This is a genomic window from Acinetobacter sp. SwsAc4 (genome assembly GCF_013391535.1).
Lineage (GTDB): Bacteria > Pseudomonadota > Gammaproteobacteria > Pseudomonadales > Moraxellaceae > Acinetobacter.
On sequence record NZ_JACAXC010000011.1, the window covers coordinates 60,161 to 83,203 of the forward strand.

Consider the following 23,043-nt stretch of genomic DNA (forward strand, 5'->3'; position numbering starts at 1 on the left):
TTAAGGAGATCATCTCATGGCGACTATGCAATGTGATGTCGTAAGTGTTAAAGAGTCTATTTACTCTGGACAAGTTACGATGTTAATCGCAAAAGGTGCGGGTGGTGAGCTAGGTATTTTACCAGGGCATGCGCCACTTGTAACTTTACTCCAACCTGGACCGATCCGTGTTCAGTTGGAAAATGGTACAGAAGAAATCGTGTATGTATCAGGCGGTGTGTTAGAAGTTCAACCTCATGTTGTTACGGTGCTTGCAGATACTGCAATCCGTGCTGACAACTTAGATGAAGCTGCAATTATGGAAGCTCGTAAACAAGCTGAACAATTGTTAGCAAATCAAAAGAGTGATTTGGACTCGGCTGCTGCTCTTGCTGCGCTTGCAGAAACTGCGGCTCAGCTTGAAACCATCCGTAAAATCAAGAATCGTGCAATGTAATTGCAGATTTAAGATTGAGAAAGCCACCGAAAGGTGGCTTTTTTTATTGATACATTTTAAAACAACGGGTCAGTTTGATAAATGCTGAGCTCGAAAAGTATAAACAAATGAATCAAATCGGGCATGATTTTCCAAATCTAAGCAAGCAGAAAGCTAATACTTCAGTTTCTATGCCATCGTATCAGATACAACCCATCAAAATGAGTTATGAGATTTAATATTGCTAAGATCATGTAATAAGTATTCTTATTCTCTAAAAGCTCAAGTATTTCTAATAAAGATACTTGAGCTCAAGAATTTAAATACTCATATCAGCAAGCCAGAGGAAATAACCACCGTAGCTATTAAATTTAAATTCACCACCAACATTTTTCCCTTCATCTGTTAATTGGTGCCTACCTTTATCATTAATCATGAGAAAGCCTTTAGCTACAAATTTTTCTAAAAGCTCATTTGTTTTCAGTTTATGTTTGGCAGCAAGTTTTGAAGTTGTTAATTTGCTAAAATCATCTTGTTCACTATTTTCTTGGCTTATTTCTGTATCTTTCACCTCATCAAGAGAAATTCTAACTTCATCGCTGATTCGAATAATGCGTTGGGCTTCTTCATAAGCATCTTTGAACACTAATTCATCATGATCTTTTTCAATCAAAATTCCCATCTCATTATTATTCACTTGGCTAAACTCATATAAGTTTAGACTGGAAATTATACAAGTTGATTCATTGATGTAACATTTAGCATGAAGGTTCTTACAGAAGCTCACCCTTACATAATCAAGTTTTTGCATCCATTTGATTTCATCAGGATGTAAATCACTTTTGCCATAAATTATACGAATATCAATTTTAAGACGATTTTTATCTTCAAGAAGTTCCTTTATACGATCATTTAGTTTTAAAAAAGGGCTAATTAGGATAAGGCGTTCTTTTGCATTTTTAATTAATTCTTCTAGATAAAAATTAGTTGCACTTGTATTAAGAAATTTAGACATGCCGTTCCAACATTTATGTAAATATTAAAATTAAAGTAAAAAAATTATAATATTTATTTTAATAAAGAGAATAGTTAAACCATTCTCTTTATTAATTTTTTATTTTATTTTGCTAATTCAGCTTCAATCGCACTGACGATACGTTCATCATCTGCGGTAATGTCAGGTGCAAAACGCGCTACGATTTCCCCATTTTTATTGACTAAGAATTTCTCAAAATTCCATAGTACTTCAGGTGGATTGTTTGGTGTTAAGCCATAATCAACGAGGTCTTTCCACCAAGGTCCTTCACCAATACGTTCTGGAATTGCTTGTGTGAGTGTTTGATATAAAGGATGTTTGTCTTCACCTGCAACAGAGATTTTTGCAAATAAAGGGAAGTGGACGTCATAGTTGAGTGAACAGAATTGTTCGATTTCATCATTTGTCCCTGGTTCTTGCTCTAAGAAGTTATTTGCAGGGAAGCCTAAAATTTCTAAGCCCTGATTTTTTTTCGCTTGATAAAGTTTTTCTAGGCCTTCGTACTGTGGTGTTAAGCCACATTTTGAGGCTACGTTAACAATTAGTAGAACTTTACCCTGATATTGATCAAGATCAACGTCTTGACCTTTAATATCTTTAACTGGAATGTGATAAACCGACTGGCTCATGGAATACGTCCTAATGTTGTTGTGACAAGACTTGTTTGTTTTAACTGCTAATTTCGTACAGTGCAATCCTCTTGATATGAATCCATACAAATTATGAGCAAAAGCACATCTTGGATTTATATCTAGGCATTTTTGAGTTGAATAGGGGTTTGTCCTGTATAGCGCTTGAAGAATTCAATAAAGCTAGAGCTATGGTGATAACCTAAAGTATATGCCAATTGTTTAATGGTCGTGCCTTGACGAATTTGATTGATTGCAAAAATAATTTTGGCTCGATTGCGCCATTCTGACAGAGAGAGTTGCAATTCTTGTTGGCTCAGCCGTAACACATGGCGCTCACTGACCGTAAAGTTATACAATACTTGTTGTAGGCTCATATGAAATAATTCAGGATTCGCAAGTTGATCGAGGATCGGAGCTAAGGTTGGATGCGTGCTTTGCGGTAAATAATGTGTATATGCTGGGGCTTGCTTTAGTTGATCGAATAACACTTGTAATAAATGTTCAAGATATTCAGGCGCAAGATTTTGCTTTTGTTGCTCTAGAATTTGAATGACCAAAGAGCGAAAAAAAGGTTGAATACTAAAACAGCGGCAGACATCGCCTAATGCATCTCCGAAACGAGGATGAAGTCGGATGCAAATATAATGAATTTCATGTTCAACAGGCAGTGATTGGTGTGCAGTCCGTGGTGGTAGCCATAGCCCATAGCTTGGCGGTGATAAATAATATTTTCCTTCAATATCAAATTCTAAAGTGCCATTGAGACTGAAGTTAAAATCCCCCCAAAGTGAAGAATGAGGGCTGACAATATCATCTTTCTGATAAAGAAATTCATGTACTTCGATACCATTTAAAAAAGATAATTTTTCAGTCTCATCATACTTCATTCAGGGTTCTCATTTAATTTTCACAAGTGACTTTAGGATTGTTCAAACCTTTTGCTAAGGTGAAAAGATGGATATAGACGGAGGTAATAAAGCTGATTACAGCATAAATTAAGATATTTTTATTGAAGTGATCAAGCGTATAAGTCTCAAGTTGTAAATTTGGATCTGCTTTTAGATTTGATGTCGACATAGCGGTATAAATATCTGAAATACGATATTTCAATTATTTTAGACATCTTTCAGAATAATCCTAATCTAGAAATATTGTGAGATGGCTGATGACTCAGTTAAGTAGATACCAAAAATGGGCATTTGTACTGCCATTGATAGCAGTCTTAATTTGGTCGTTAAATATTGCAGTGACTCGTTATGTTGCGGACTATATTTCACCCGTCAGTATTAGTTTTTATCGCTGGTTTGTTGCCTTTCTCATTTTGACACCATTTATGTTGCCCAAAGTATGGAAACAGCGAGCTTTGATTCGCCCATATATTCCTAAATTAGCAGTTCTAAGCGCTTTTGGAATGGTTTTATATCAAGGCCTTTCTTATACAGCAGCACATTATACCACTGCAACAAATATGGGTATTGTAAATGCCTTTGTTCCAGTTTTTACCATTTTTATCTCTTATATTATTTTAAAAGATAAGCCAAATCGATTTGCGATTTTTGGCAGTTTCCTATCATTTTTCGGCCTACTTTATGTAATGAGCCAAGGGCATTTCTCTCGCTTATTTGATCAAGGAGGTCATTGGGGAGATGCTGTTATGGTCTTGGCTGTAGGTTTTTATGCATTTTATGGCGTCTTTCTAAAAAAATGGCAAGTACAATTGCCATTGATGACCAGTCTCTATATCCAAATCGCTTTTGCGTTGCTATACCATCTTCCATTTCTACTTTGGTTGGGCTTAGATGCAATTAATGTAGATAATGTAGCAAGTGTATTGTATGCAGGTATTTTTCCATCGTTAATCGCACCTTTATTATGGATGATTGCTGTACAAAGCATTGGTCCAAACCGTACTAGTATTTTTATGAATTTGATGCCTGTATTTACTGCAATTATTGCAAGTGTATGGCTATCTGAGCATTGGACGATCTACCATACCTTAGGCGGTGTGACGATTTTGGTCGGTATCATTTTAGCGCAAAAGAAAACGGAAAAAGCACCTGAAGAATTGATTTAAAGCGCCACTTAAATATGAAATGATCGTATAAAATTGGTTGAAATAGCGACAAACACATCAAAATTTTTATTTAATGAAGATTATTTCTATATGATTTTCAAATATATTTTAGATATTTATCAAGTCTGTGACCAAAAAAATTTCAATAAAAATAGAAATATAATTTTATTGAAATTTTAAAACTGACAAAAATGGTACGCTTTTCACATTTTTTGTTAGAGAAATAATATATTTGTATAAATCAAATCATTGATCCATAATAGCTTTCAGAGTAGCTAGATTCATTTTTAATGATGAATATACTCAACCAATTTGCAGACCCTCTGGATGTGATTATACACATCCTTTTTATGCTCAGTTATCCCTATATAACTGAGCTTTTTTTTATTCACTATTTACATAATCAAGCGCGAATTACTTCACCTGTTAATGCGTTGAGAATTCGACTAGGTTCTTGGCTAAGTCCTAAATCACCCTCCAAATAATTCAGGGATGCACCAAAATAACCTTGAGCTTGTTCTAAATTTTGTGCTGGGTTTAGTCCAGCGGGATTGGCACTGGTCGATACAATAAAGCCGCCAAAGGCATTACAAAGTTCGACGCACAAAGGATGGGTGGTTACACGTACAGCAACCAATGGATGTTGACCTTTAATCCAAATAGGAATGTGCTCATCAGCGGGAAGTAACCACGTAGTTGCTCTTTCAGTTGCTACACGATCCGTCCAACTATCAATCACTTGCTTACGTATCTTTGGGGCTAAGCTTTGTAACAAATGCTCAACTTGCCCTAAGTGACCTGCTAATAAAATGACTCCTTTTTCAATTGGGCGATGTTTTAGCTCAAGAATGTTTTGAAAAGCTTGTTGATTGAATGGATCGCAGCCTAAGCCCCAAACAGCTTCTGTTGGATAAGCAAGAACTTGTCCTTGCTTCAAAAGCTGTGCTGCTTCCAAAATTGATGAGGTAATCATGGGATTATATTTAGCGACAAAGATAGGGTTATTTTAATGAATTGGACGACAACGTAAATAGCGACCGCCCTGTTGTATACAGAAACCGAGTAATTCTAATTCCATCAATTGAGCTGTAAGTTCTGCGATCGGAATTGGATGACGTTGAGCAAGTTCATCCAAGTCTTGTCCAACCCAGTCGAGACTTTGATAAAGAGCAATCAAATGTGTTGGTAAGCTTGGTGTGATGATTACAGGTTCTTCTGGAATTTGTTGTTGTACTTGCCATTGTGTAGGTAAGGCTAGATCTTCAATAATTTGTTCTGGATGATCAACTAAAGTTGCACCTTCACGAATTAATTGATGACAGCCTTTATGATACTCACTGTAAATATGTCCAGGAATGGCAAATACCATTTTCCCTTGATTGGCTGCTTCATTTGCTGTGATCAGTGAACCACTTTTCAAAGCGGCTTCTACAACCAAAACACCAAGACTTAAACCACTAACGATGCGATTACGGCGTGGAAAATGCTGCTGTAAAGGTAGGGTAGTCGGAAGAAACTCAGTGACAAGAGCGCCTGTTTGAATAATTTCTTGGGCTAGTTTGCTATTTTGCGATGGATAAACTGTGTCTAAACCTGTTCCAGTCACCGCGATTGTCCGATGATGGGCTAAACCGCCACGATGAGCCGCTTCATCAATTCCGTGGGCTAAACCGCTGCTGATGTAAAATCCTTTTTCACTTAAATAATACGCAAAATCATAGGCAACTTGTCGTCCATGAGGACTCGGCTTTCGACTTCCAACCATAGCAATCTGGGGCTGTAATAATGCTTGTAGCTGGCCTTGACCAAATAAAATAGGAGGGTGATCAGAATAAGGTAAAAGTTGAGTAGGGTAGTCGATATCTTCAGGGGTTAAAATAAAATCGGTGTGCTTACAAATCAATTGAACCATATGGTCAAATTGCTGCTTTCCGTGTGGGGTTTGGAATTCTTCTAGACGTTTTAAATGATTTTTGTGTAAACCGAGCTGTTGCCATTCAGAAAGTCGATGTGTTTGGACTGCTTCCGCACAATTACCGAAATAGTTTCGAATTTTTTGAAAACTAGAAAGCGAGTGTTGAACCAAGTACCACACTAACACAGTATGATAATGATGGGGCGATAGCTGATTCAACATTTCTAATTAGAGATTAGTTATCAAGACGAGGCGGCTTGATATTTGAACCAATTTTAATTGGTAACTCACTCTCTAAAACATAGCCGTAGCTGATGCGATCAAAACTTTTGAAAATCATAATACTACCAACATATTGACCTGGTAACTTTATACTTTCTTTGGTCTTTGGATCACGAACAGTTTCGCCATTTTGGTACGTACTAAAAACTTGTCCGATGTCAATGCCATCTGCTGTACCACGGTCAACAGTGACGACACCATTTTTCGCAGCTGTACCTATAGACCCCATGACACGGATGACTTTACCGCCATCTTTCACCTGATTTGGTTCAGTTGGGTAGAATAAAGTAGGTAACATGGCATCTTGTTCAAGCATAACACGATCACCACGACGTACTTCACCATTATAACTATCGGTTAATTCAAAGGTTGTAATGTCATTTTCATTGGTAATCGCAACACCCGAAGCGACTTGCGTGAGCTCAACACCTAGATTTTGTTTCTTCCCTGTTTCATCAAGCACGATATATGGTTCACCTTCACGGTATACGCCATAACGTTGACCATTTTCGATACCTTGACCACGTACATAGATGATCTGACCTTTGCCTGCAAGTACACGATTATCCGCTGTACCCAAGACATATGGGGTATTTGCAATCGCACTCGCTGGAAGTACAGAAGTTCGTTCTAACCATTGTTGAATATCAGCTAATGGAATAACAGGGACGCTATTGTTCAAAGCTTCAATACGAACTTTTGGACGTAAAGTAGAAGTATTGCCAGAGTAACGACGAATGATACCGTCACAACCATCACCTTCATCTTTACCAATCAGTGGCTTACCGTTCAAACTACAAAGTAGCAAGCGATCACCAGGATAAATCCAATGTGGATTCTTGACATGTTTATTGCTTGCCCAAATTTCAGGCCAGCGCCAAGGCTTGCTTAAAAATTTGCCTGAAATATCCCAAAGTGTATCGCCTTTTTTCACCACATAGACATGTGGTGCACCCGCTTTTAAGGATGGTGGGTTTGCGTTAGGGCTTGCTGCATGAGTAAGGTTTATGCTCATGCCTAATCCTGCACAAATTGCAGCAGCAATCAGTTGTTTTTTTAACCCCAAGGCATGAAATGATGGTATGCCGTCTAAAACCTTTTTCATTATCATAATTCCTAAAAATTATCTGTGTAGTTGCGTTATAATAACGACTTTACACACAATTTTTTGATCAAGCATTCCCTTCAGTTGGTTTCCTGATCAATGGCATAAATGAGGAACGGTATGGCCTTATTACCTATTTTAAGTTTTCCTGATCCCCGTCTTCGTACCATTGCTAAGCCAGTCGAAGAAGTCACTGATGATATTCGTCAGCTTGCAGCAGATATGTTAGAAACCATGTACGAGGCACCGGGTATAGGTTTAGCGGCAACTCAGGTTGATCATCATATTCAGCTTATTGTCATGGACCTTTCTGAAGAGAAAAATCAACCGATGGTGTTCATCAACCCCAAAGTTACTCCACTGACTCAAGAGACTCAGCCGTACGAAGAAGGCTGTCTCTCTGTGCCTCAAATATACGACAAAGTTGCGCGTCCGTCACGTGTAAAAATCGAGGCAATTAACCTTGATGGTCAAGCATTTGAGTTAGAAGCTGACGAACTTCTCGCAGTTTGTATCCAACATGAAATGGATCACTTAAATGGAAAACTGTTTGTAGACTATTTATCACCATTGAAACGTCAGCGTGCACGTGAGAAAGTTGAAAAAGTTGTACGTCAACGCGATAAAGAAAAAGTTGCGGTTAAACGTTAACAAATGTTTTTCGGTTATTAAAAGTGCCCTTATTGTTTCGTAGTGGTTTAATGCTTGCATTCACCGCAGTCTGTTTACAGATTGCGGTGTTTTTGCAGCCACTGCTGCCGAAGCAATATCAGATTGCACCTGTCTGTGAAACGATTACCCAAGCGTTATTGTTGCCTAAATTAAAAGCTGAACAGCAGTCTGTATCGCACAATATGCGTCATCATTCACATCAGCTTGAACAACATCAAAGCTTGATGTCGAAACATGATCATCACGATCCAAATCACCAGTGTCAATACTGTACGGTGTATGCCAATTTGGTATTACCGCCTGAATTCGGCGTGAAAGAGGTTTTAGTTCGAATCCAAATCCGTTTAGTCGCGTATCAACAGGCATTTAAGCATGTTTATTTTGCACTGCAACGGCTATTCTTATTGCCTCAAGGGCGAGCACCGCCACTCTTTGCATAAATTAAAACGTCAATTTCATTAGGGTTTTCAAAACTCTAGCCTAGTTTTACTTATGTTTTAAGAGAGACCAATCATGGCTCAAACTAAATTTTTATTACAGCCCCTTACGGTTGCGATTCTTGCTGCCTCAAATAGCACATTATTATGGGCAAATATGGATGTCCAGTCCGATAAAACCCCTGTTGTATTAGCACCTATTGTCGTTACAGCACAGCAGCCAAATGATGCAAATGGATTGATTATTCACGCTGATCCTAAGCAAGCAATTCAACCTATTCCTGCAACGGACGGTGCAGACTATTTACAAAATATTATGGGATTTAGTGCCATTAAAAATGGTGGAACGAATGGTGATGTGACGTTCCGTGGCATGTTTGGTTCACGGATTAAAACGTTGGTTGATGGTAGTGAAAATTTAGGTGCGTGCCCGAATCGTATGGATGCACCAACTTCTTATATTCAGCCAGAAAGCTTCGATAAAATTACGGTGATTAAAGGGCCGCAAACTGTTCAGTATGCAACACCTGGTTCGGCTGCAACGGTGATTTTTCAGCGTCAACCTGAAAATCTCAGCAAAGATCAGCCTTATCGTGGCCAAGCCAGCGTTTTGATGGGTTCATATGGTCGTCTAGATCATAATATTGAAGCGGCAATTGGCGATGAAACCAAATATGCTCGTTTAAATGCTAATCGTTCTGTTGCAGATGATTATAAAGATGGCAACGATAAAAGCATTCATTCAAATTGGGAGCGCTGGAATACTGACTTGGCATTGGGTTGGAAGCCAACAGATGATTCTTGGTTAGAATTGCGTGCAGGTAAAGGTGATGGTGAGGCTGCCTACGCTGGTCGTAGCATGGATGGTTCGCAATTTAAACGAGAAAGCCTTGGTCTACACGCTGAACAGAAAAATATTACAGAGGTGATCAAGAAAGTTGAAGCCCAAGTGGACTACAGCTATAACGATCATATCATGGATAATTTTAGCTTACGTACGCCGCCAATGACGACCATGAATATGCACGGAATGAATATGACTGTGCCAAATAAAATGTCGATGCGGGTTGATCGTCGTACTTTAAATACCCGTTTAGCTGTAACGACAGATTGGGATAAATTTAGCGTCATTTCAGGTGTAGATACGCAGCAGAATAAGCATGGTGGTGATATGGTGATGTATGCCATGCCGAAGATGAACATGCCTTATGCGGAAGATTTGAAATTTCAATCTCATGGTGCATTTAGTGAGTGGACTTATGCGATTGATCAAGATCAAAAAGTCGTAGCAGGAGCGCGAGTCGATCAAGTCAAAATAGACAATCTGCAAAATGCGAAAAATCGTAAAGATACTGTACCAAGTGGTTTTGTACGCTTGGAAAAGAGTCTCCCAGAACATGGTTTAAAGACTTATCTAGGTTTGGGATATGTGGAACGTACACCTGACTTTTGGGAGTTGTATAGCACCACGACAGATCATGGTGTAGGTTCCACAGATATGATGGGTAAAACCACATATAAAATGGTGGATAATCTAGACAATCTGAACAATGAACGCACTGCACAATTGGATCTCGGTTTGCAAGCAGAGCATGGTGCATGGAGTGCTTGGGCATCAGTTTATGCTGGATTAATCAAAGATTTCATCCTACTTGAATACAATACACCAGATAAAAGAAAACCACTTGCGCGTAATGTAGATGCCACAATTGCTGGGGCAGAGGCTGGGGTGGGTTATCAATTCACTGATCATTTCCAAGCGGATCTTTCAACTATGTACGTTTGGGGAGAAAATACATCGGATCATCGCGCATTACCGCAAATTGCACCTTTAGAGGGTCGACTAAATTTACGCTATGTTGATGAAAAATATAGCTTAGGTCTATTGTGGCGTGCTGTTGCAAAACAAAATCGTATCAGTTTGAATGAGGGTAATGTGGTCGGTTATGACATGAATGAAAGTAAAGCATTCGATACCCTAGCTGTAAATGGAACTTATAAGCTAACTGATGCAGTCGATGTTTCAGTCGGAATTGATAACCTTTTAGACAAGGCTTATACAGAGCACTTAAATAAAGCGGGTGCGTCTACGTTTGGTTATGCGTCCAGTGAGCAGTTTAATAATATTGGACGCAACTACTGGATGCGGATGAGCATGAAGTTCTAGTAGACAATAAAAACAAGGTGGGAATTCCACCTTGTTTTATCCGACCTTAAGCCAAACAATCCTGTTTTGGCATTAAGCTATCGCAGTACAATGGATTTAGTGCGCACTGCAAATCATCAATTTGTTCTTGAGTTACATAGTTTTTTGCGATGAGATATTCGGCGACGCGATCATCACGTAAACTTAAAAATGCAGCATCATAAACACCTAAATCTACAAATAAAGCTGCTGTTTCAAGGCTATTAAAATGATCAAGAAAAACATCATTTTCGTGCATCAAAAAAATGTGTGTCAGTTCTGCATTCGCATCTACGTTTAAACGTTGTGCTAATTGCTCTGGGCGAGTTTTAATAAATAATAAATCTGATAGTTCATCGAACTGACTTTTATCCAGTTGATTTTCGCCATCTTTGACATGACCTAACCATGCTTTAAAGACCAACACGGCACCACCACGAAGTAGCATACTCCACATTTGATGACGAGTTTCATGATCCAAATGAGCGGATTCTGTTTCTAATACATCCAAGAATTTTTGTTCTTGTAACGCTAGCTTTTCAAATAGCCCTAGACCCTGTGGCTGATAAGCTGCTGGTGCAAATACATCAAAATTCAGCTCATGGAATACATTGAGGGCAAGGGGGACGGCTGCTTGATAAAGTGTATTCAATGCTTTTAGATGAGTATCATCCAAGTTGCTCTGTACAAAAATATTCTGCCAGTTGAGCTCTGGTAATAAGGCGTTGGCACTGTATTGGCGGTAAAATTGTTGTGAGGTATGCTCAGAGGTGAGGTGACTACTATTCATGATCAATGTCCTTTGTGATAGTTTTGCTAGAAACCTAAACGCATGAAAAATGGCTTCTATCAAGTTGATCAATTTTTGCCTGTTTATGGATGCAAGTAGAATACGACTAAAGTTGTATATGTAGTTTTTATGGTAATATTTATTAACAAAAACAATATCTTAATTAATTGTAAGTAAGTGTACAAACGTTCACTAATGTAAGTGAACGTTTTTGCCATAGCCAATAAATTTTTGAGCATTTTGGTCAATTTATTGTCATTTTAATGCGCTTTTTTTGATGGTTTTTGCCTATGTTTCAAAATATTTTGCCATTTAGCTCATTGGCATAATTTTTAAAGCAGAAAGCCACGCACGTAAACCCGCAGGTTTGAGCGGTTTTTTCAATAGAACAATATTTTGCTGTTTCAAATATTGAGGCAACTCAGGATCAGAATCTGCTGTAATTAATGCGACTGGAATGTGTGCAGGGCGATATTGTTCAATAAAATCTAATCCCCGTTGATCATGATTTAAATGCTGATCGATTAACCACACTTGAATATCTTCTTGTTCAATTAGTTTTAGTGCTTCCGACGGTTCAGTCGCGGTAAAAATTTGATAGCCCCATTTGCTTAATAAAGTCCGCATACCTTGTAAAATAGTTTCATCATTGTCTAAACAAAGCACTTTATATGCAGTATGTTGCAGTGCGGTCACATGCGATGTAGTCGCTTGAATTTTTGGTGCTTCGGCGAGCGGTACTTCGATCATAAAGCAAGAACCTTTACCTAATTCTGAGTAGACATGCACTGGGAAATCCAGCAGGCTGGTCATACGTTGAACAATCGCGAGACCAAGCCCAAGTCCTTGTTCACCCCAAGGGGAGGTATGCCCGCAACGCTCAAATTCTTGGAATAATTTCACCCGTTGTTGTTCATTGATGCCAGGTCCTGTATCCCAAACACCGATTCGAATATGGTTTGGTCTTTGTGCAGAACGTAATACACCAACAACGACACGACCTTGTGCTGTATAACGCAATGCATTACTAACGAAATTTTGAATAATTCGTCGCATCCATTGTGGGTCGGTATCAACCCAGAATTGAGTATCGTGTACAGACAGTTGAATATTACGCTGCGCTGCAATTGACTTGAATTGAAGTTCAAGATCACTCAATAAGTCATGTAATGAATACGCTTGGCGTTTTGGTTGGATGGTTCCACCTTCTAAACGGGCAATATCGAGTAGGGCAGAGAGCATGCTTTCAGCACCATACAGTGCGCGATCAAGTTGTTGTAAGGTTTGTTGATCTTCAGTTGAGCTGACACTCTGTTCCAATGCCGTACTGAACAAACGTGCTGCATGCATCGGTTGCAGCAAATCGTGACTGGCCGCTGCTAAAAATCGACTTTTAGATTGATTGGCTTTATCGGCTTGTTCACGGGCAAGTTGCTGTTCAGCTAGTGCATTTGCAAGCTGTTGAGTTCGATCACTCACTCTTTCTTCAAGAATCGCTTCATTTTCGCGGAACGCAGTAATATCGGCGAAGGTGGTGACGAATCCTCCACCCTCAATAGGATTACCGCGCATTTGAATGACCAAGCCATCTTTACGAATCCGTTCAAATTCATGGGCGCTGCCAACTTTCATCCAGTGAATTCGTTTACGGACATGCTCTTCCACAGGCCCAGGTCCACATTCACCCCGTTCTGCGTTATAACGGATTAAATCCGCGATTGGGCATCCTACATAAACAAGGTCTTTAGGATAATCGAATAAGGTAAGATATTGATTGTTCCATGCTACCAGACACATATTTTTATCAACAACACTTACCCCTTGAGTCATGTGGTCGATCATGGTCATCAAAAGATTTTGGTTAAAGCGTTGCCATTGTGAAGCTTGATCGAGAATATTCGCGACTTGCCCCAGTGCTAATCCATTATTGATCATGGCGGTGGTGAGTAAAGTACGTGCTGATGCAGCACCAATAATGCCTGCCAAGTATTGTTCAGTGAAGCGCCACCACATGCCATTTGCTACATGATTTTCATTGAGTACGACATGATTTTGTTCACAAAATTGCTGGAATGCTTGAGTCGTAGGGCGATCACCTGTAATACGTTTAGCCAGCGCCAATAAATCGCCAACTTTGAGCCGTGCTGCATTTTGGGGTAAATCGGTTAAATCAAGGTTTGTCTGGGTAGAGGGTAACGGTTTGCTTTCATAGTAGAAAAAGCTTTCAGCCTGAATCTGTTCCGCAACACTTGGGCGGTACAAACGAGAACCCCAAATATAGCAAATAATATTCAGTCCCAAAGACCACATGACACCATGGGTCAATGGTGCAAAAGATTCAAAACCAAGCAAAGCTTCTGGACGTAAGCTATTAATATCGAAAGGTCCAAACAATAGTAAATGTTGTGCGAACGCTTGATATTGTTCTGGGAGACTACGTAACAAAGTAGGAAAGAGCAGTGTGTAGCTCCACATGATGAAGCCTACGATCAGACCAACGTAGACACCTTGACGGCTTGCACCACGCCAATATAAACCACCAATGAGTGCTGGCGAAAATTGCGCAACTGCGCTAAAAGCCAATAGACCAAATACTGATAATTGATTAATGTCATTAAAAAAGTGGAAGAATAAAAAACCCAGTAACATCACACTGATAATACTAATTCTTCGAGTCAGTTTGAGTACTTTGGGTAATTGTTGATCATGTCGAGAGATAATCTTAAAGTGCCATAAAGCAGGCATAATTAAATCATTACTGAGCATGATAGAAAGTGCGACTGAGGCAACCAGTAACATACCTGTTGAAGCAGAGAAACCACCTAAAAAAGCGAGTAATGCCAACCAATCTTGCTGATAACTTAGAGGCAGCGCCAATACCGCAATATCAGGTGTACCTAATGTATCAGGGAGGGAGTGTAAGGCCCAACTGGCGATAGGAATAATCGCCATAATTGTTAAAATTAAATAAGCTGCAAACCAGCGTCTAGCCCCACGAATATGTTTTTCATCACGTAATTCGACTACGGCAACATGAAACTGTCGTGGTAAACAAATCATAGCTAGCGCAGCGAGTAAGGTTTGTACCCAGAAGGTTTCAGGAACCCCTAATTGTTGCAAATCTTGAAAATGTTGAGTGACATCATTGCTGACTTGTTTGATATTTTCGGGGGATTGGAATAAGAAAAAAACTGCAACGCTAAGTAATGCAAACAGTTTTACAAAAGATTCAAAAGCGACTGCAAGCATTAAGCCGCCGTGCTGTTCAGTATGTGCAATATGCCGCGTGCCAAAAATCATAGCCAAAATCGCAAGTACTGCTGTAAGTAATAACACACTATTTGTGCTGGTATGAACATGTGCATTCTGTTCGAGTACAACGGAGGCACTCAATGCAATCGCTCTTAATTGCAAAGCGAGATAGGGGATAATTGCAATCACTGCAAGAATAGTGACTAAGGCTGCGAGACTACCGCTTTTGCCATATCGGGCAGCAACGAAATCGGCAATTGAAGAAATGGCATGATGCTGACGAATCCGTCCTAACCGTTTCCAAATGTCGTAACCAAACCAAATAAAAAGTAATGGTCCTAAATAAATTGGTAAGAAAATAATACCTTCACGGACAGCTGCACCTGTTGCGCCGTAGAATGTCCAAGATGAGCAATATACGCCTAAGGTTAAGCTGAACATCAACATGCGACCACGTGTACTTAAGCGGCTGGCATGTTTTTCTCCAAAAAAAGCACAGCCGAATAACAGCGCGATATATAGGGCAAGTGCCCCAATAATAAGCCAATTGTTCATATTGCTCACGTGATCAAACTCCATTTTCTATCATACCCGAAGCATCAAAAGGGTTATGAGCAGAGATTTGTATTTAGAGACCAAAGTCTAAGTTACGAGTCAAGCATAATCTTGTTAATTTAAATAATGAAAAATCCCTAGTAAAAAAGGGGTCCACGGCTGGACACAAAAATAAGGAGTTAATGATGGATGACTCACAGGTAGAACGCATTCTACACAATCCAAAGTTTCAAGAAATGGTCAGCAAAAAGCGTATATTAAGTTGGACATTAACAGCAATCATGTTGTTTATCTATGTCGGATTTATGCTTTTAGTTGGCTATAACAAAGAGTTCCTAGCAAGTTCTTTTAGTGGTGGTGTAACAACATGGGGCATGCCCCTCGGTTTAGGCATTATCGTACTGTCATTTTTATTGTGTGGTGTCTATTCATACATCGCCAATAATAAACTGGATCAGTTGAATGAAGAGGCTCTCAAGGAAGTTGAGGCAATCACACATGAAAAAGGGATGCACTGAGATGAAAGGGACGTCATTCAAAGCGAAACTGTTCGCGCTTGCAAGCCTATGTTGTTCTCAAGTTGCATTTGCTGGCCCTGATTTAGGTGCAGCAGAGCAACAGGCAACGAACTGGCATGCAATCATCATGTTCACCATTTTTGTTGGTTTCACTTTGTTTATTACTAAGTGGGCAGCAAAACAAACCACGAATACAGCTGATTTCTATACCGCAGGTGGTGGAATTAGTGGCTTCCAAAATGGTTTAGCGATTGCAGGTGACTATATGTCAGCCGCATCGTTCCTCGGTATTTCAGCACTTGTGTTCAGTTCAGGCTTTGATGGTTTGCTCTATTCACTTGGTTTCATGGTCGGTTGGCCAATCGTACTTTTCCTTGTTGCTGAACGTTTACGTAACTTAGGTAAATATAATCTTTCTGATGTAGTTTCTTTCCGTTTGGAAGAAAAACCAGTTCGTACCTTAGCTGCATTAAGTTCTTTAGTTGTGGTTGCATTTTATCTGATTGCTCAAATGGTAGGAGCAGGTCAGTTAATCAAATTACTTTTTGGTTTGAACTATAATATTGCGGTTGTAATCGTCGGTTTGTTGATGATGGCATACGTAATTTTTGGTGGTATGTTAGCAACCACTTGGGTACAAATCATTAAAGCCGTAATGTTACTCAGTGGCGCAACATTCATGGCATTCATGGTAATGAAAGCTGTTGGCTTTAGTTTCTCAAACATGTTCAATCAAGCGATTGGTGTGTATAGCCAATCTCACAGCATTAGCTGGGATGAAGCTGCAAAAATCATGGGGCCTGGTAAATTGGCTGCAAACCCGATTGATGCGTTATCACTTGGTCTTGCATTAATGTTTGGTACAGCAGGCTTACCACATATCTTAATGCGCTTCTTCACTGTTAAAGATGCGAAAGAAGCTCGTAAATCAGTTGTAGTTGCAACAGGTTTCATTGGTTACTTCTATCTGCTCACCTTCATTATCGGTTTCGGTGCGATCTTATTCGTTTCTAACAACCCTCAGTTCCTTGATGTCGCTAAAGCAGCGGTAACAGGTAAATTAGAGTTGGTTGGTGGTAACAACATGGCTGCGGTTCACTTAAGTGATGCAGTTGGTGGCGACTTGTTCATGGGCTTCATTTCAGCAGTTGCATTTGCAACAATCCTTGCTGTAGTGGCTGGCTTAACACTTTCAGGTGCTTCTGCGATTTCACATGACTTATATGCAAACGTATTCAAAAAAGGTCAAACTACGCCTCAATCTGAATTACGTATGTCAAAAATTGCAACTTTAGGTTTAGCAATCTTTGCCATGATTCTTGGTATCTTGTTTGAAAAACAAAACGTTGCGTTCATGGTTGGTTTAGCATTCTCGGTTGCATGTTGTGCAAACTTCCCAGTACTTGTATTGTCTATGTTCTGGAAAGGTTTAACGACACGTGGTGCAGTGATTGGTGGTGTTGTTGGTCTAGTAACTGCAGTAACCCTGATCATTCTTTCTAAAGCAGTTTGGGTTGACACGTTGAAAATTTCAGACACCCCAGTGAATCCATTCAATGGTCCTGCAATTTTCGCGATGCCATTATCTTTCCTTTGCTGCTGGTTCTTCTCAGTAACTGACAAATCAGCTCGTGCAGAGAAAGAGCGTAAAGCGTTCGATGCTCAGTTTGTTCGTTCACAAACAGGTATTGGTATCTCTGGTGCATCTGATCACTAAGTAGATCGAATCCTAAGAATTAAAGCCCTCAACATTTGAGGGCTTTTTCTATTATTGATGCATACTGGCCAGTTGTTGCGCTTGATTACGATAGAGTGACAAACCGATTCGTTGCAAATGCCGTCCTTTTTCTTCAAGCAGTTGATTTAATTTTGGGATATGTTTGGCACCTGTATAGAGTGCTAGATTGCGACCAATTAAATAATAAGCAAACCATGAGGCTGACTGTGGTGCTAAACCCAATTTCTGCATTTTCTTGCGACCAATAAAGAACTGGGTAATTTCGAGGTGTTGCTTATAGGCGAGTTTTTGCTGAAAAGAACGCAGATAGCGATATTTCCGTTCAAAGGGTTCTTTGGAAAGACTAGAGCCAAGAGAAATACTGCTCTCATCAGATTGAGGATGTGCAAACTGCATCCAGTACATGAGTTTCCAGCCATCAGCTTCATTATCCACTAACCATTTTTCTTCAATGCCCATCAACCAGCCTGCGTATTTCCAGAAATGTAAAAAGCTGTCAATTTCTTGCTTGTTTGGAAAAATCCCCAAAGCCCGAATACCCAGCAATACCACACCGCTAAAGGCAATATTGGTCATGGCCTGATCATATTGATTGATAGGCAAACCCCAAGTTTCAGCATCCCATTTTTCAGATTTTTGCAGTTGATGACGCACCAGCGAATGAATAAAACGCACAAAAATCGTTGAGGTAAAGCCCTTGCTAAAACGTTCAAACCCATCTTGCTCGGTGATATCGACCCACCATTTAGTTGTTTCGGCTAAGCGTGTTCCCGCCTGTTTTTTTAGTGCACCTGTCAGGACTAGAGGTTGATTAAAACCAGGGTACAAATAACCTGTCATTAGCGATAGATCTCGTAGGATCAGTCCGTTATTGATGCCTAGGCGATAGGTAAATTTAAGTGCTTCATCGACTTTGGCTTGGTCGTACCAATCAGGTTTTTGTTCCACTAACTGGAAGAAGGTGGTCAGTTCAGCAATCTCATGTGGTACTTTCTCAAGACCTTGATATAGCGCAGTTTCAAAGTACTTACGATGCAGTTTTGGATTTTGAAGTATCCAAAGCAGTAGTTCGTCCATGGGCGCGTCACCACTTTGCAATGCTGTGTTCAAGGAGAGATATTCTTGATAATTCGGTTGAATTTGTTGATGCGTCATATAACCAAGAATTTTGGTTTTAATATTTGATTGAATCATGTCTTCAAACGCTGCTAAGCGTTTAGGTTTAACGATGCTTTGCATTGCATAAAGCCCCTGATTGTTATTTAATCAAAGCTTAATATGAATAAATATTCGTATTCAATTCGCGTTTTAATAAAGGCTGAACATGAGAAAAAGACCCCAGCAGCAACGTGCAAAAATGATTGTCGAAAGTATTCTGGAGGGAACGCAAAAATGTATTTCTGAATATGGTGTATTACAATTAACAACACCTAAAATTTCTGAAAAATCAGGGGTAAGTGTTGGATCAATTTATCAATATTTTGAAAATAAAGAACAGATTGTTGCTGAACTATTGTTACGTAAAAGCGAAAATTTAGGGCAAGCACTAAAGCAGTTAGTGATGCTCCAACAACAAACAGCTATTCAAGACATCATCACATTAAGTATCGCTTTTGGTTTTGAATCATTGAAATCGGATCATGGTTTCTTTATCGAAATCTTAAAAAATTGGCATGCCTATAGTGATTCAGAAGCGGCACAAGTATTAGAGCAGCATTTCTTGGAAGTGGGTATGTACTTATTTGGACGTTATTACCCCCATTGGGATTTTGAGACTTTAAAACACAAGTCTTTTGTGATTATTAACAGTACCTTATTTACCATGATGCGTTATGCCAGTAAAAATACCTTTTTAATTGAAGAACAGCGTTTGCAACAAGAACTCTCTAAAATGATTGTTGCCTTTTTAGATACAGTGTGATGCTATTAACTTAATGAAAATCATAACAATCACATGGAAAACAATATGCAAAGCTTAAAACAATTTTGGGGCAGTTTTCGTTTATTACCTTCTGCGTGGTTGTTGTTGGTGCAATTGGCATTATTAGTTATGGCGATGTTGACTTATGGAGATAGTGAATATCGTGCCTTAACTTGGTCACTAGGTGTTTTAGCTCTCTTAATTATTGCCAAGGTCATTCGCCAAACACCAGTATTCACATTTTGGGGCTTAGTCTTTGTCAGTGGTGCTTTTCTATTTTCAATTTTAATTTTTATTGGCTATGACAATTCAAAAATCCAAATCATCGCTTATAGTTTTGAAGCATTAGCGTATTTTTATGCGGCTTATGGATTATTACGTTATATGTTTGCAGATCGTTATCTCACCAAAGATGAATTATTTGCTGCAGGTGCAGTTTTTACCCTCATCGCTTGGGCATTCGCCTTTTTATATAGTATTTGCCAGTTGCTTTTACCCCATAGTTTTCAAAACCCAAATCAGCCACAAGATTTACAAGTTTGGCTCGATTTATTATTTCTGAGTTTTAGTCTGCAATCAGCAACGGGTTTATCTGATTTGATGCCAATTAGCCCAGCCGCTAGAGTATTAACCATGCTACAAATGTTTGGTGGGGTGATGTATCTCGCTGTCGTGGTTTCTCGATTAATTGCATTACAATACATTGCCCATTTGCCTAAGCAATCGAGCGATAAAGAATAAATACAGTTACAGCATTACAACTGCTTTATTTTTCACATTTTTTATAATTTATACCGAGTTTTTGCAAAATTTAAACTCGCTTTTGTTCACCTTGTGAATGTCTTATTTGATCCTTAGGGTCTGTCATTATCATTAAAAAAATATGGGGGAATTATGCCTTCCAAGCCATCTTCGCAGTTTGCGAATGTGAATCCAAACGTGTTTTTAAGCACGGTGATTATCATTGCGATTTTTATCGCAATCGTCATTATCGCACCCAGTTCCTTTGAATTTCTGACACAACAACTGAAGCAATGGATTACAGATTCCTTTAGCTGGTTCTATGTCCTCTCTGTTGCGGTGTTTTTGATTTTACTGATTTATATTGCCTGTTCGGCCAGCGGCAAAATCAAATTAGGACCAGATCATAGCCAACCTGAATATAGCAATGGTTCGTGGTTTGCTATGCTGTTTACCGCAGGTATGGGCATCGGTTTGATGTTCTTCGGTGTTGCAGAACCTGTGATGCACTATGTCAGCCCACCGAGTGGTGATCCTGAAAGTATCGCATCTGCACAACAAGCCTTAAGGATTACCTTTTTCCACTGGGGTTTACATGCATGGGCAATTTACGCCGTGGTCGGATTGGCTTTGGCCTATTTTGCTTATCGTCATAATCTGCCGTTAAAAACCCGTTCAGCCTTATACCCTATTATTGGTAAGAAGATTTATGGTCCTTGGGGCGATAGTATTGATACCTTTGCCACCATCGGCACGGTTTTCGGGGTAGCAACCTCTTTAGGCTTTGGTGTTACTCAGATTAATTCTGGCTTACATTATTTATTTGGAGTGGAGCAAAATAGCCAAGTCCAAGTGGGTTTGATTGTCTTTGTCAGTATTCTCGCTTCAATGTCAGTATTTCTCGGTTTGGATAAAGGCGTAAAACGTCTTTCTGAGCTGAATCTGGTTTTGGCTTTGGTTCTTTTAGCCTTTGTATTTATTGCTGGCCCAAGTATCTATCTACTACAAACGACCATTCAAAACATGGGTTCGTATATGTCGAACCTATTTGGTATGACCTTTAACCTCTATGCTTATCAACCGAATGGCTGGATTGGCGGTTGGACCATTATGTATTGGGCATGGTGGATTTCATGGTCGCCATTTGTGGGGATGTTTATTGCCCGTGTATCGCGCGGCCGAACCATCCGTGAGTTTATTGTGGGTGTATTGCTGATTCCGACTGGTTTTACCATCATCTGGATGGGGTTCTTGGGTAATGCCGCGCTGTTTAACATTATGCAAGAACATAATGTCAGTCTCATTCAAGCCGTACAAAGTGATTCATCAGTTGCGTTATTTGAGTTTTTGAATCATTTGCCATTTTCAGGGGTGATGAGTTTACTGGCGACCGTATTGGTGATGCTTTTCTTTGTGACTTCAGCGGATTCGGGTGCGCTGGTTACTGATTATCTCACCGCTAAAACCGAAAACTCTCCCACATGGCAACGTTTGTTTTGGACGGTGTTGATGGCAGCATTGGCCATTATCCTATTGTTGGTTGGTGGTCTATCGGCATTGCAATCTTCCATCATTATGAGTGCATTGCCTTTTACTTTTATTATGTTGCTGATGAGTTGGGGTTTACTCAAAGCCTTGAAGTTGGATGTCACCAAAATGAATGCGATTCAGGAAGCGCGAATTACACCGCGAGCGATTAATAATCCACGCAGTTGGCAGCAGCGTTTAGGTTTAATCATGCATTATCCGCATACTGAAACTGAAGTTCAGCACTATATCGAGACACAGGTACGTAAAGCGTTTGAAAGTATTCAGCGTGAATTCAAACGCCGTCACGTGGAAGTGGAGATTCGTGAAATCGAAAATGGTCTGCAATTGCATGTCGATCATCACCATGAAATTAACTTTATCTATAAAGTGGTTTCGCATGCCACTGTTCCACCTAGCTTTATGTTGGGACGAGCAGAAGAAGATGAAGCCAATTACTTTCAAGCAGAAGTCTTTTTAAGAGAGGGTGGACAAAACTATGATGTGATGGATTGGACGCAAGAAGATTTAATCCAAGACATTATTGATCAATATGAACGTCATCTATACTTCTTGAATATTGTGAGAGGGAGTACTCCTTAAGAGAAAGTACTTATTGCAATACTGAGAACAACGGTTTTGAACGATCAAAGCCGTTGTTTTTATTTTGGGTGGTGAAGTTTCAAACATCAATCGAATATGAGACAAATTTTTGCATGGAGTAAGGTGCTTAAAATAAAAGCTAAATATAAAAATAAAAATGCTTTTCTGCTGATAATAAAAACATAATTCAAATAAACTGTTTTAATTTCAATTAGTTAGTCTATTTAAATTCACTTTTAAGATAATTAATAGATTTTAAATTATATAAATCAGTAAATTAGGTAGGTTGAAGTTTAAAAAAAAAACAACCGAATTTTAAATTTTCTAAAAGTGCTTGCGTGTGTTTTGAAATGGTGTAGAATGCACATCCATCGGCGGTGATGCAGATAAAAACTTGTTGAGAAACAAGGATTTGGCTAGATTAGTTAGATTCTTGGGTTGATTGGTGGGTTTTAAAAATATCTAAATTACCTGTTGACTTTAATTTAGATTAGAGTAACATAGCCGACCTAGCTTGATGATGACGAATCATCGAGAAGATCATTAAGAGAATAGAAGAACAACTTGTGTGGATTTTTACTGATTGATCGATCGAAAATATTTCATTGATTGAATGGTAGAAATTTCTCGAAGTTTATTTGAGCG

The 23,043-nt window shown here is 39.2% G+C and carries 19 protein-coding genes and 1 pseudogene; 10 read left to right on the top strand and 10 right to left on the bottom strand.

Annotated features, from left to right (window positions below):
• Positions 1–16: 16 nt before the first annotated feature.
• Positions 17–436 (top strand): F0F1 ATP synthase subunit epsilon, encoded by a 420-nt coding sequence (locus HYG88_RS07550; RefSeq protein ID WP_004665198.1) that lies wholly within the window; start codon positions 17–19, stop codon positions 434–436.
• A 298-nt stretch (positions 437–734) separates the two neighbouring features.
• Here the strand turns inward: HYG88_RS07550 and HYG88_RS07555 are convergent, their stop codons facing one another.
• The 4 genes and pseudogenes from HYG88_RS07555 to HYG88_RS07570 form a co-directional block, all read right to left on the bottom strand.
• Complete coding sequence (locus HYG88_RS07555) at positions 735–1,430, bottom strand: phospholipase D family protein (protein ID WP_005155294.1); 696 nt, start codon at positions 1,428–1,430, stop codon at positions 735–737.
• A gap of 104 nt (positions 1,431–1,534) precedes the next feature.
• A complete protein-coding gene (locus HYG88_RS07560) occupies positions 1,535–2,080 on the bottom strand; it encodes a glutathione peroxidase (RefSeq protein WP_087536720.1) in 546 nt (181 codons plus the stop codon).
• Between the two features lie 122 nt (positions 2,081–2,202).
• Positions 2,203–2,970, bottom strand: coding sequence for a helix-turn-helix transcriptional regulator (locus HYG88_RS07565; protein ID WP_178882826.1), 768 nt, complete (start codon positions 2,968–2,970; stop codon positions 2,203–2,205).
• A gap of 13 nt (positions 2,971–2,983) precedes the next feature.
• A pseudogene (locus HYG88_RS07570) lies at positions 2,984–3,112 on the bottom strand (MFS transporter); the annotation flags it as partial.
• A 136-nt stretch (positions 3,113–3,248) separates the two neighbouring features.
• Here HYG88_RS07570 and HYG88_RS07575 point away from each other — a divergent pair.
• Complete coding sequence (locus HYG88_RS07575; RefSeq protein ID WP_178882827.1) at positions 3,249–4,157, top strand: DMT family transporter; 909 nt, start codon at positions 3,249–3,251, stop codon at positions 4,155–4,157.
• 403 nt (positions 4,158–4,560) lie between these two features.
• On the opposite strand, the gene HYG88_RS07580 is transcribed toward HYG88_RS07575, so the two are convergent.
• From HYG88_RS07580 to HYG88_RS07590, 3 genes are read right to left on the bottom strand one after another with little or no spacing between them, the layout of a single operon-like run.
• Positions 4,561–5,130, bottom strand: coding sequence for a Sua5/YciO/YrdC/YwlC family protein (locus tag HYG88_RS07580; RefSeq protein WP_087544543.1), 570 nt, complete (start codon positions 5,128–5,130; stop codon positions 4,561–4,563).
• Between the two features lie 33 nt (positions 5,131–5,163).
• Entirely contained in the window at positions 5,164–6,294 is a 1,131-nt protein-coding gene (gene dprA, locus HYG88_RS07585; RefSeq protein ID WP_178882828.1) for a DNA-processing protein DprA, read from the bottom strand.
• A gap of 13 nt (positions 6,295–6,307) precedes the next feature.
• Complete coding sequence (locus tag HYG88_RS07590; protein ID WP_178882829.1) at positions 6,308–7,459, bottom strand: LysM peptidoglycan-binding domain-containing protein; 1,152 nt, start codon at positions 7,457–7,459, stop codon at positions 6,308–6,310.
• A 120-nt stretch (positions 7,460–7,579) separates the two neighbouring features.
• On the opposite strand from HYG88_RS07590, the gene def reads away from it, so the two are divergent.
• From def to HYG88_RS07605, 3 genes are all read left to right on the top strand, one after another.
• Complete coding sequence (gene def, locus HYG88_RS07595; protein WP_004680037.1) at positions 7,580–8,110, top strand: peptide deformylase; 531 nt, start codon at positions 7,580–7,582, stop codon at positions 8,108–8,110.
• Positions 8,111–8,160: 50 nt separating this feature from the next.
• Entirely contained in the window at positions 8,161–8,571 is a 411-nt protein-coding gene (locus HYG88_RS07600; RefSeq protein ID WP_087536731.1) for a DUF2946 family protein, read from the top strand.
• 73 nt (positions 8,572–8,644) lie between these two features.
• Complete coding sequence (locus HYG88_RS07605; RefSeq protein ID WP_178882830.1) at positions 8,645–10,735, top strand: TonB-dependent copper receptor; 2,091 nt, start codon at positions 8,645–8,647, stop codon at positions 10,733–10,735.
• Positions 10,736–10,781: 46 nt separating this feature from the next.
• On the opposite strand, the gene HYG88_RS07610 is transcribed toward HYG88_RS07605, so the two are convergent.
• Together HYG88_RS07610 and HYG88_RS07615 are read right to left on the bottom strand one after the other, a co-directional pair.
• Positions 10,782–11,543, bottom strand: a complete 762-nt coding sequence (locus tag HYG88_RS07610) for a hypothetical protein (RefSeq protein WP_178882831.1) — start codon at positions 11,541–11,543, stop codon at positions 10,782–10,784.
• Between the two features lie 312 nt (positions 11,544–11,855).
• Positions 11,856–15,350: a PAS domain-containing hybrid sensor histidine kinase/response regulator gene (locus tag HYG88_RS07615; protein WP_178882832.1), complete on the bottom strand. Its 3,495-nt coding sequence runs from the start codon at positions 15,348–15,350 to the stop codon at positions 11,856–11,858.
• Between the two features lie 185 nt (positions 15,351–15,535).
• Between HYG88_RS07615 and HYG88_RS07620 the strand changes: the two genes are divergently transcribed.
• Together HYG88_RS07620 and HYG88_RS07625 are read left to right on the top strand one after the other, a co-directional pair.
• Positions 15,536–15,868 carry a DUF485 domain-containing protein gene (locus HYG88_RS07620; protein WP_178882833.1) on the top strand — a complete coding sequence of 111 codons (333 nt, stop codon included), beginning with the start codon at positions 15,536–15,538 and terminating at the stop codon, positions 15,866–15,868.
• Position 15,869: 1 nt separating this feature from the next.
• Complete coding sequence (locus tag HYG88_RS07625) at positions 15,870–17,585, top strand: cation acetate symporter (RefSeq protein WP_178882836.1); 1,716 nt, start codon at positions 15,870–15,872, stop codon at positions 17,583–17,585.
• A 51-nt stretch (positions 17,586–17,636) separates the two neighbouring features.
• Here HYG88_RS07625 and HYG88_RS07630 read toward each other — a convergent pair whose 3' ends face one another.
• Complete coding sequence (locus HYG88_RS07630) at positions 17,637–18,845, bottom strand: oxygenase MpaB family protein (RefSeq protein ID WP_178882834.1); 1,209 nt, start codon at positions 18,843–18,845, stop codon at positions 17,637–17,639.
• A gap of 85 nt (positions 18,846–18,930) precedes the next feature.
• On the opposite strand from HYG88_RS07630, the gene HYG88_RS07635 reads away from it, so the two are divergent.
• The 3 genes from HYG88_RS07635 to HYG88_RS07645 all read left to right on the top strand — a co-directional run bounded on the left by HYG88_RS07635 (position 18,931) and on the right by HYG88_RS07645 (position 22,398).
• On the top strand, positions 18,931–19,527 hold the full coding sequence (locus HYG88_RS07635) for a TetR/AcrR family transcriptional regulator (RefSeq protein ID WP_050041930.1): 597 nt from the start codon (positions 18,931–18,933) through the stop codon (positions 19,525–19,527).
• Positions 19,528–19,572: 45 nt separating this feature from the next.
• On the top strand, positions 19,573–20,268 hold the full coding sequence (locus HYG88_RS07640) for an ion channel (RefSeq protein WP_005155251.1): 696 nt from the start codon (positions 19,573–19,575) through the stop codon (positions 20,266–20,268).
• Between the two features lie 153 nt (positions 20,269–20,421).
• A complete protein-coding gene (locus tag HYG88_RS07645) occupies positions 20,422–22,398 on the top strand; it encodes a choline BCCT transporter BetT (RefSeq protein ID WP_178882835.1) in 1,977 nt (658 codons plus the stop codon).
• The last annotated feature ends 645 nt before the right edge of the window (positions 22,399–23,043 follow it).

Bases quoted from the DNA above. Each gene is read 5' to 3' on its own strand.
- HYG88_RS07550 (WP_004665198.1), top strand. From the start codon at position 17: ATGGCGACTATGCAATGTGATGTCGTAAGTGTTAAAGAGTCTATTTAC.
- HYG88_RS07555 (WP_005155294.1), bottom strand. From the start codon at position 1,430: ATGTCTAAATTTCTTAATACAAGTGCAACTAATTTTTATCTAGAAGAA.
- HYG88_RS07560 (WP_087536720.1), bottom strand. From the start codon at position 2,080: ATGAGCCAGTCGGTTTATCACATTCCAGTTAAAGATATTAAAGGTCAA.
- HYG88_RS07565 (WP_178882826.1), bottom strand. From the start codon at position 2,970: ATGAAGTATGATGAGACTGAAAAATTATCTTTTTTAAATGGTATCGAA.
- HYG88_RS07575 (WP_178882827.1), top strand. From the start codon at position 3,249: ATGACTCAGTTAAGTAGATACCAAAAATGGGCATTTGTACTGCCATTG.
- HYG88_RS07580 (WP_087544543.1), bottom strand. From the start codon at position 5,130: ATGATTACCTCATCAATTTTGGAAGCAGCACAGCTTTTGAAGCAAGGA.
- dprA (WP_178882828.1), bottom strand. From the start codon at position 6,294: ATGTTGAATCAGCTATCGCCCCATCATTATCATACTGTGTTAGTGTGG.
- HYG88_RS07590 (WP_178882829.1), bottom strand. From the start codon at position 7,459: ATGAAAAAGGTTTTAGACGGCATACCATCATTTCATGCCTTGGGGTTA.
- def (WP_004680037.1), top strand. From the start codon at position 7,580: ATGGCCTTATTACCTATTTTAAGTTTTCCTGATCCCCGTCTTCGTACC.
- HYG88_RS07600 (WP_087536731.1), top strand. From the start codon at position 8,161: ATGCTTGCATTCACCGCAGTCTGTTTACAGATTGCGGTGTTTTTGCAG.
- HYG88_RS07605 (WP_178882830.1), top strand. From the start codon at position 8,645: ATGGCTCAAACTAAATTTTTATTACAGCCCCTTACGGTTGCGATTCTT.
- HYG88_RS07610 (WP_178882831.1), bottom strand. From the start codon at position 11,543: ATGAATAGTAGTCACCTCACCTCTGAGCATACCTCACAACAATTTTAC.
- HYG88_RS07615 (WP_178882832.1), bottom strand. From the start codon at position 15,350: ATGAACAATTGGCTTATTATTGGGGCACTTGCCCTATATATCGCGCTG.
- HYG88_RS07620 (WP_178882833.1), top strand. From the start codon at position 15,536: ATGGATGACTCACAGGTAGAACGCATTCTACACAATCCAAAGTTTCAA.
- HYG88_RS07625 (WP_178882836.1), top strand. From the start codon at position 15,870: ATGAAAGGGACGTCATTCAAAGCGAAACTGTTCGCGCTTGCAAGCCTA.
- HYG88_RS07630 (WP_178882834.1), bottom strand. From the start codon at position 18,845: ATGCAAAGCATCGTTAAACCTAAACGCTTAGCAGCGTTTGAAGACATG.
- HYG88_RS07635 (WP_050041930.1), top strand. From the start codon at position 18,931: ATGAGAAAAAGACCCCAGCAGCAACGTGCAAAAATGATTGTCGAAAGT.
- HYG88_RS07640 (WP_005155251.1), top strand. From the start codon at position 19,573: ATGCAAAGCTTAAAACAATTTTGGGGCAGTTTTCGTTTATTACCTTCT.
- HYG88_RS07645 (WP_178882835.1), top strand. From the start codon at position 20,422: ATGCCTTCCAAGCCATCTTCGCAGTTTGCGAATGTGAATCCAAACGTG.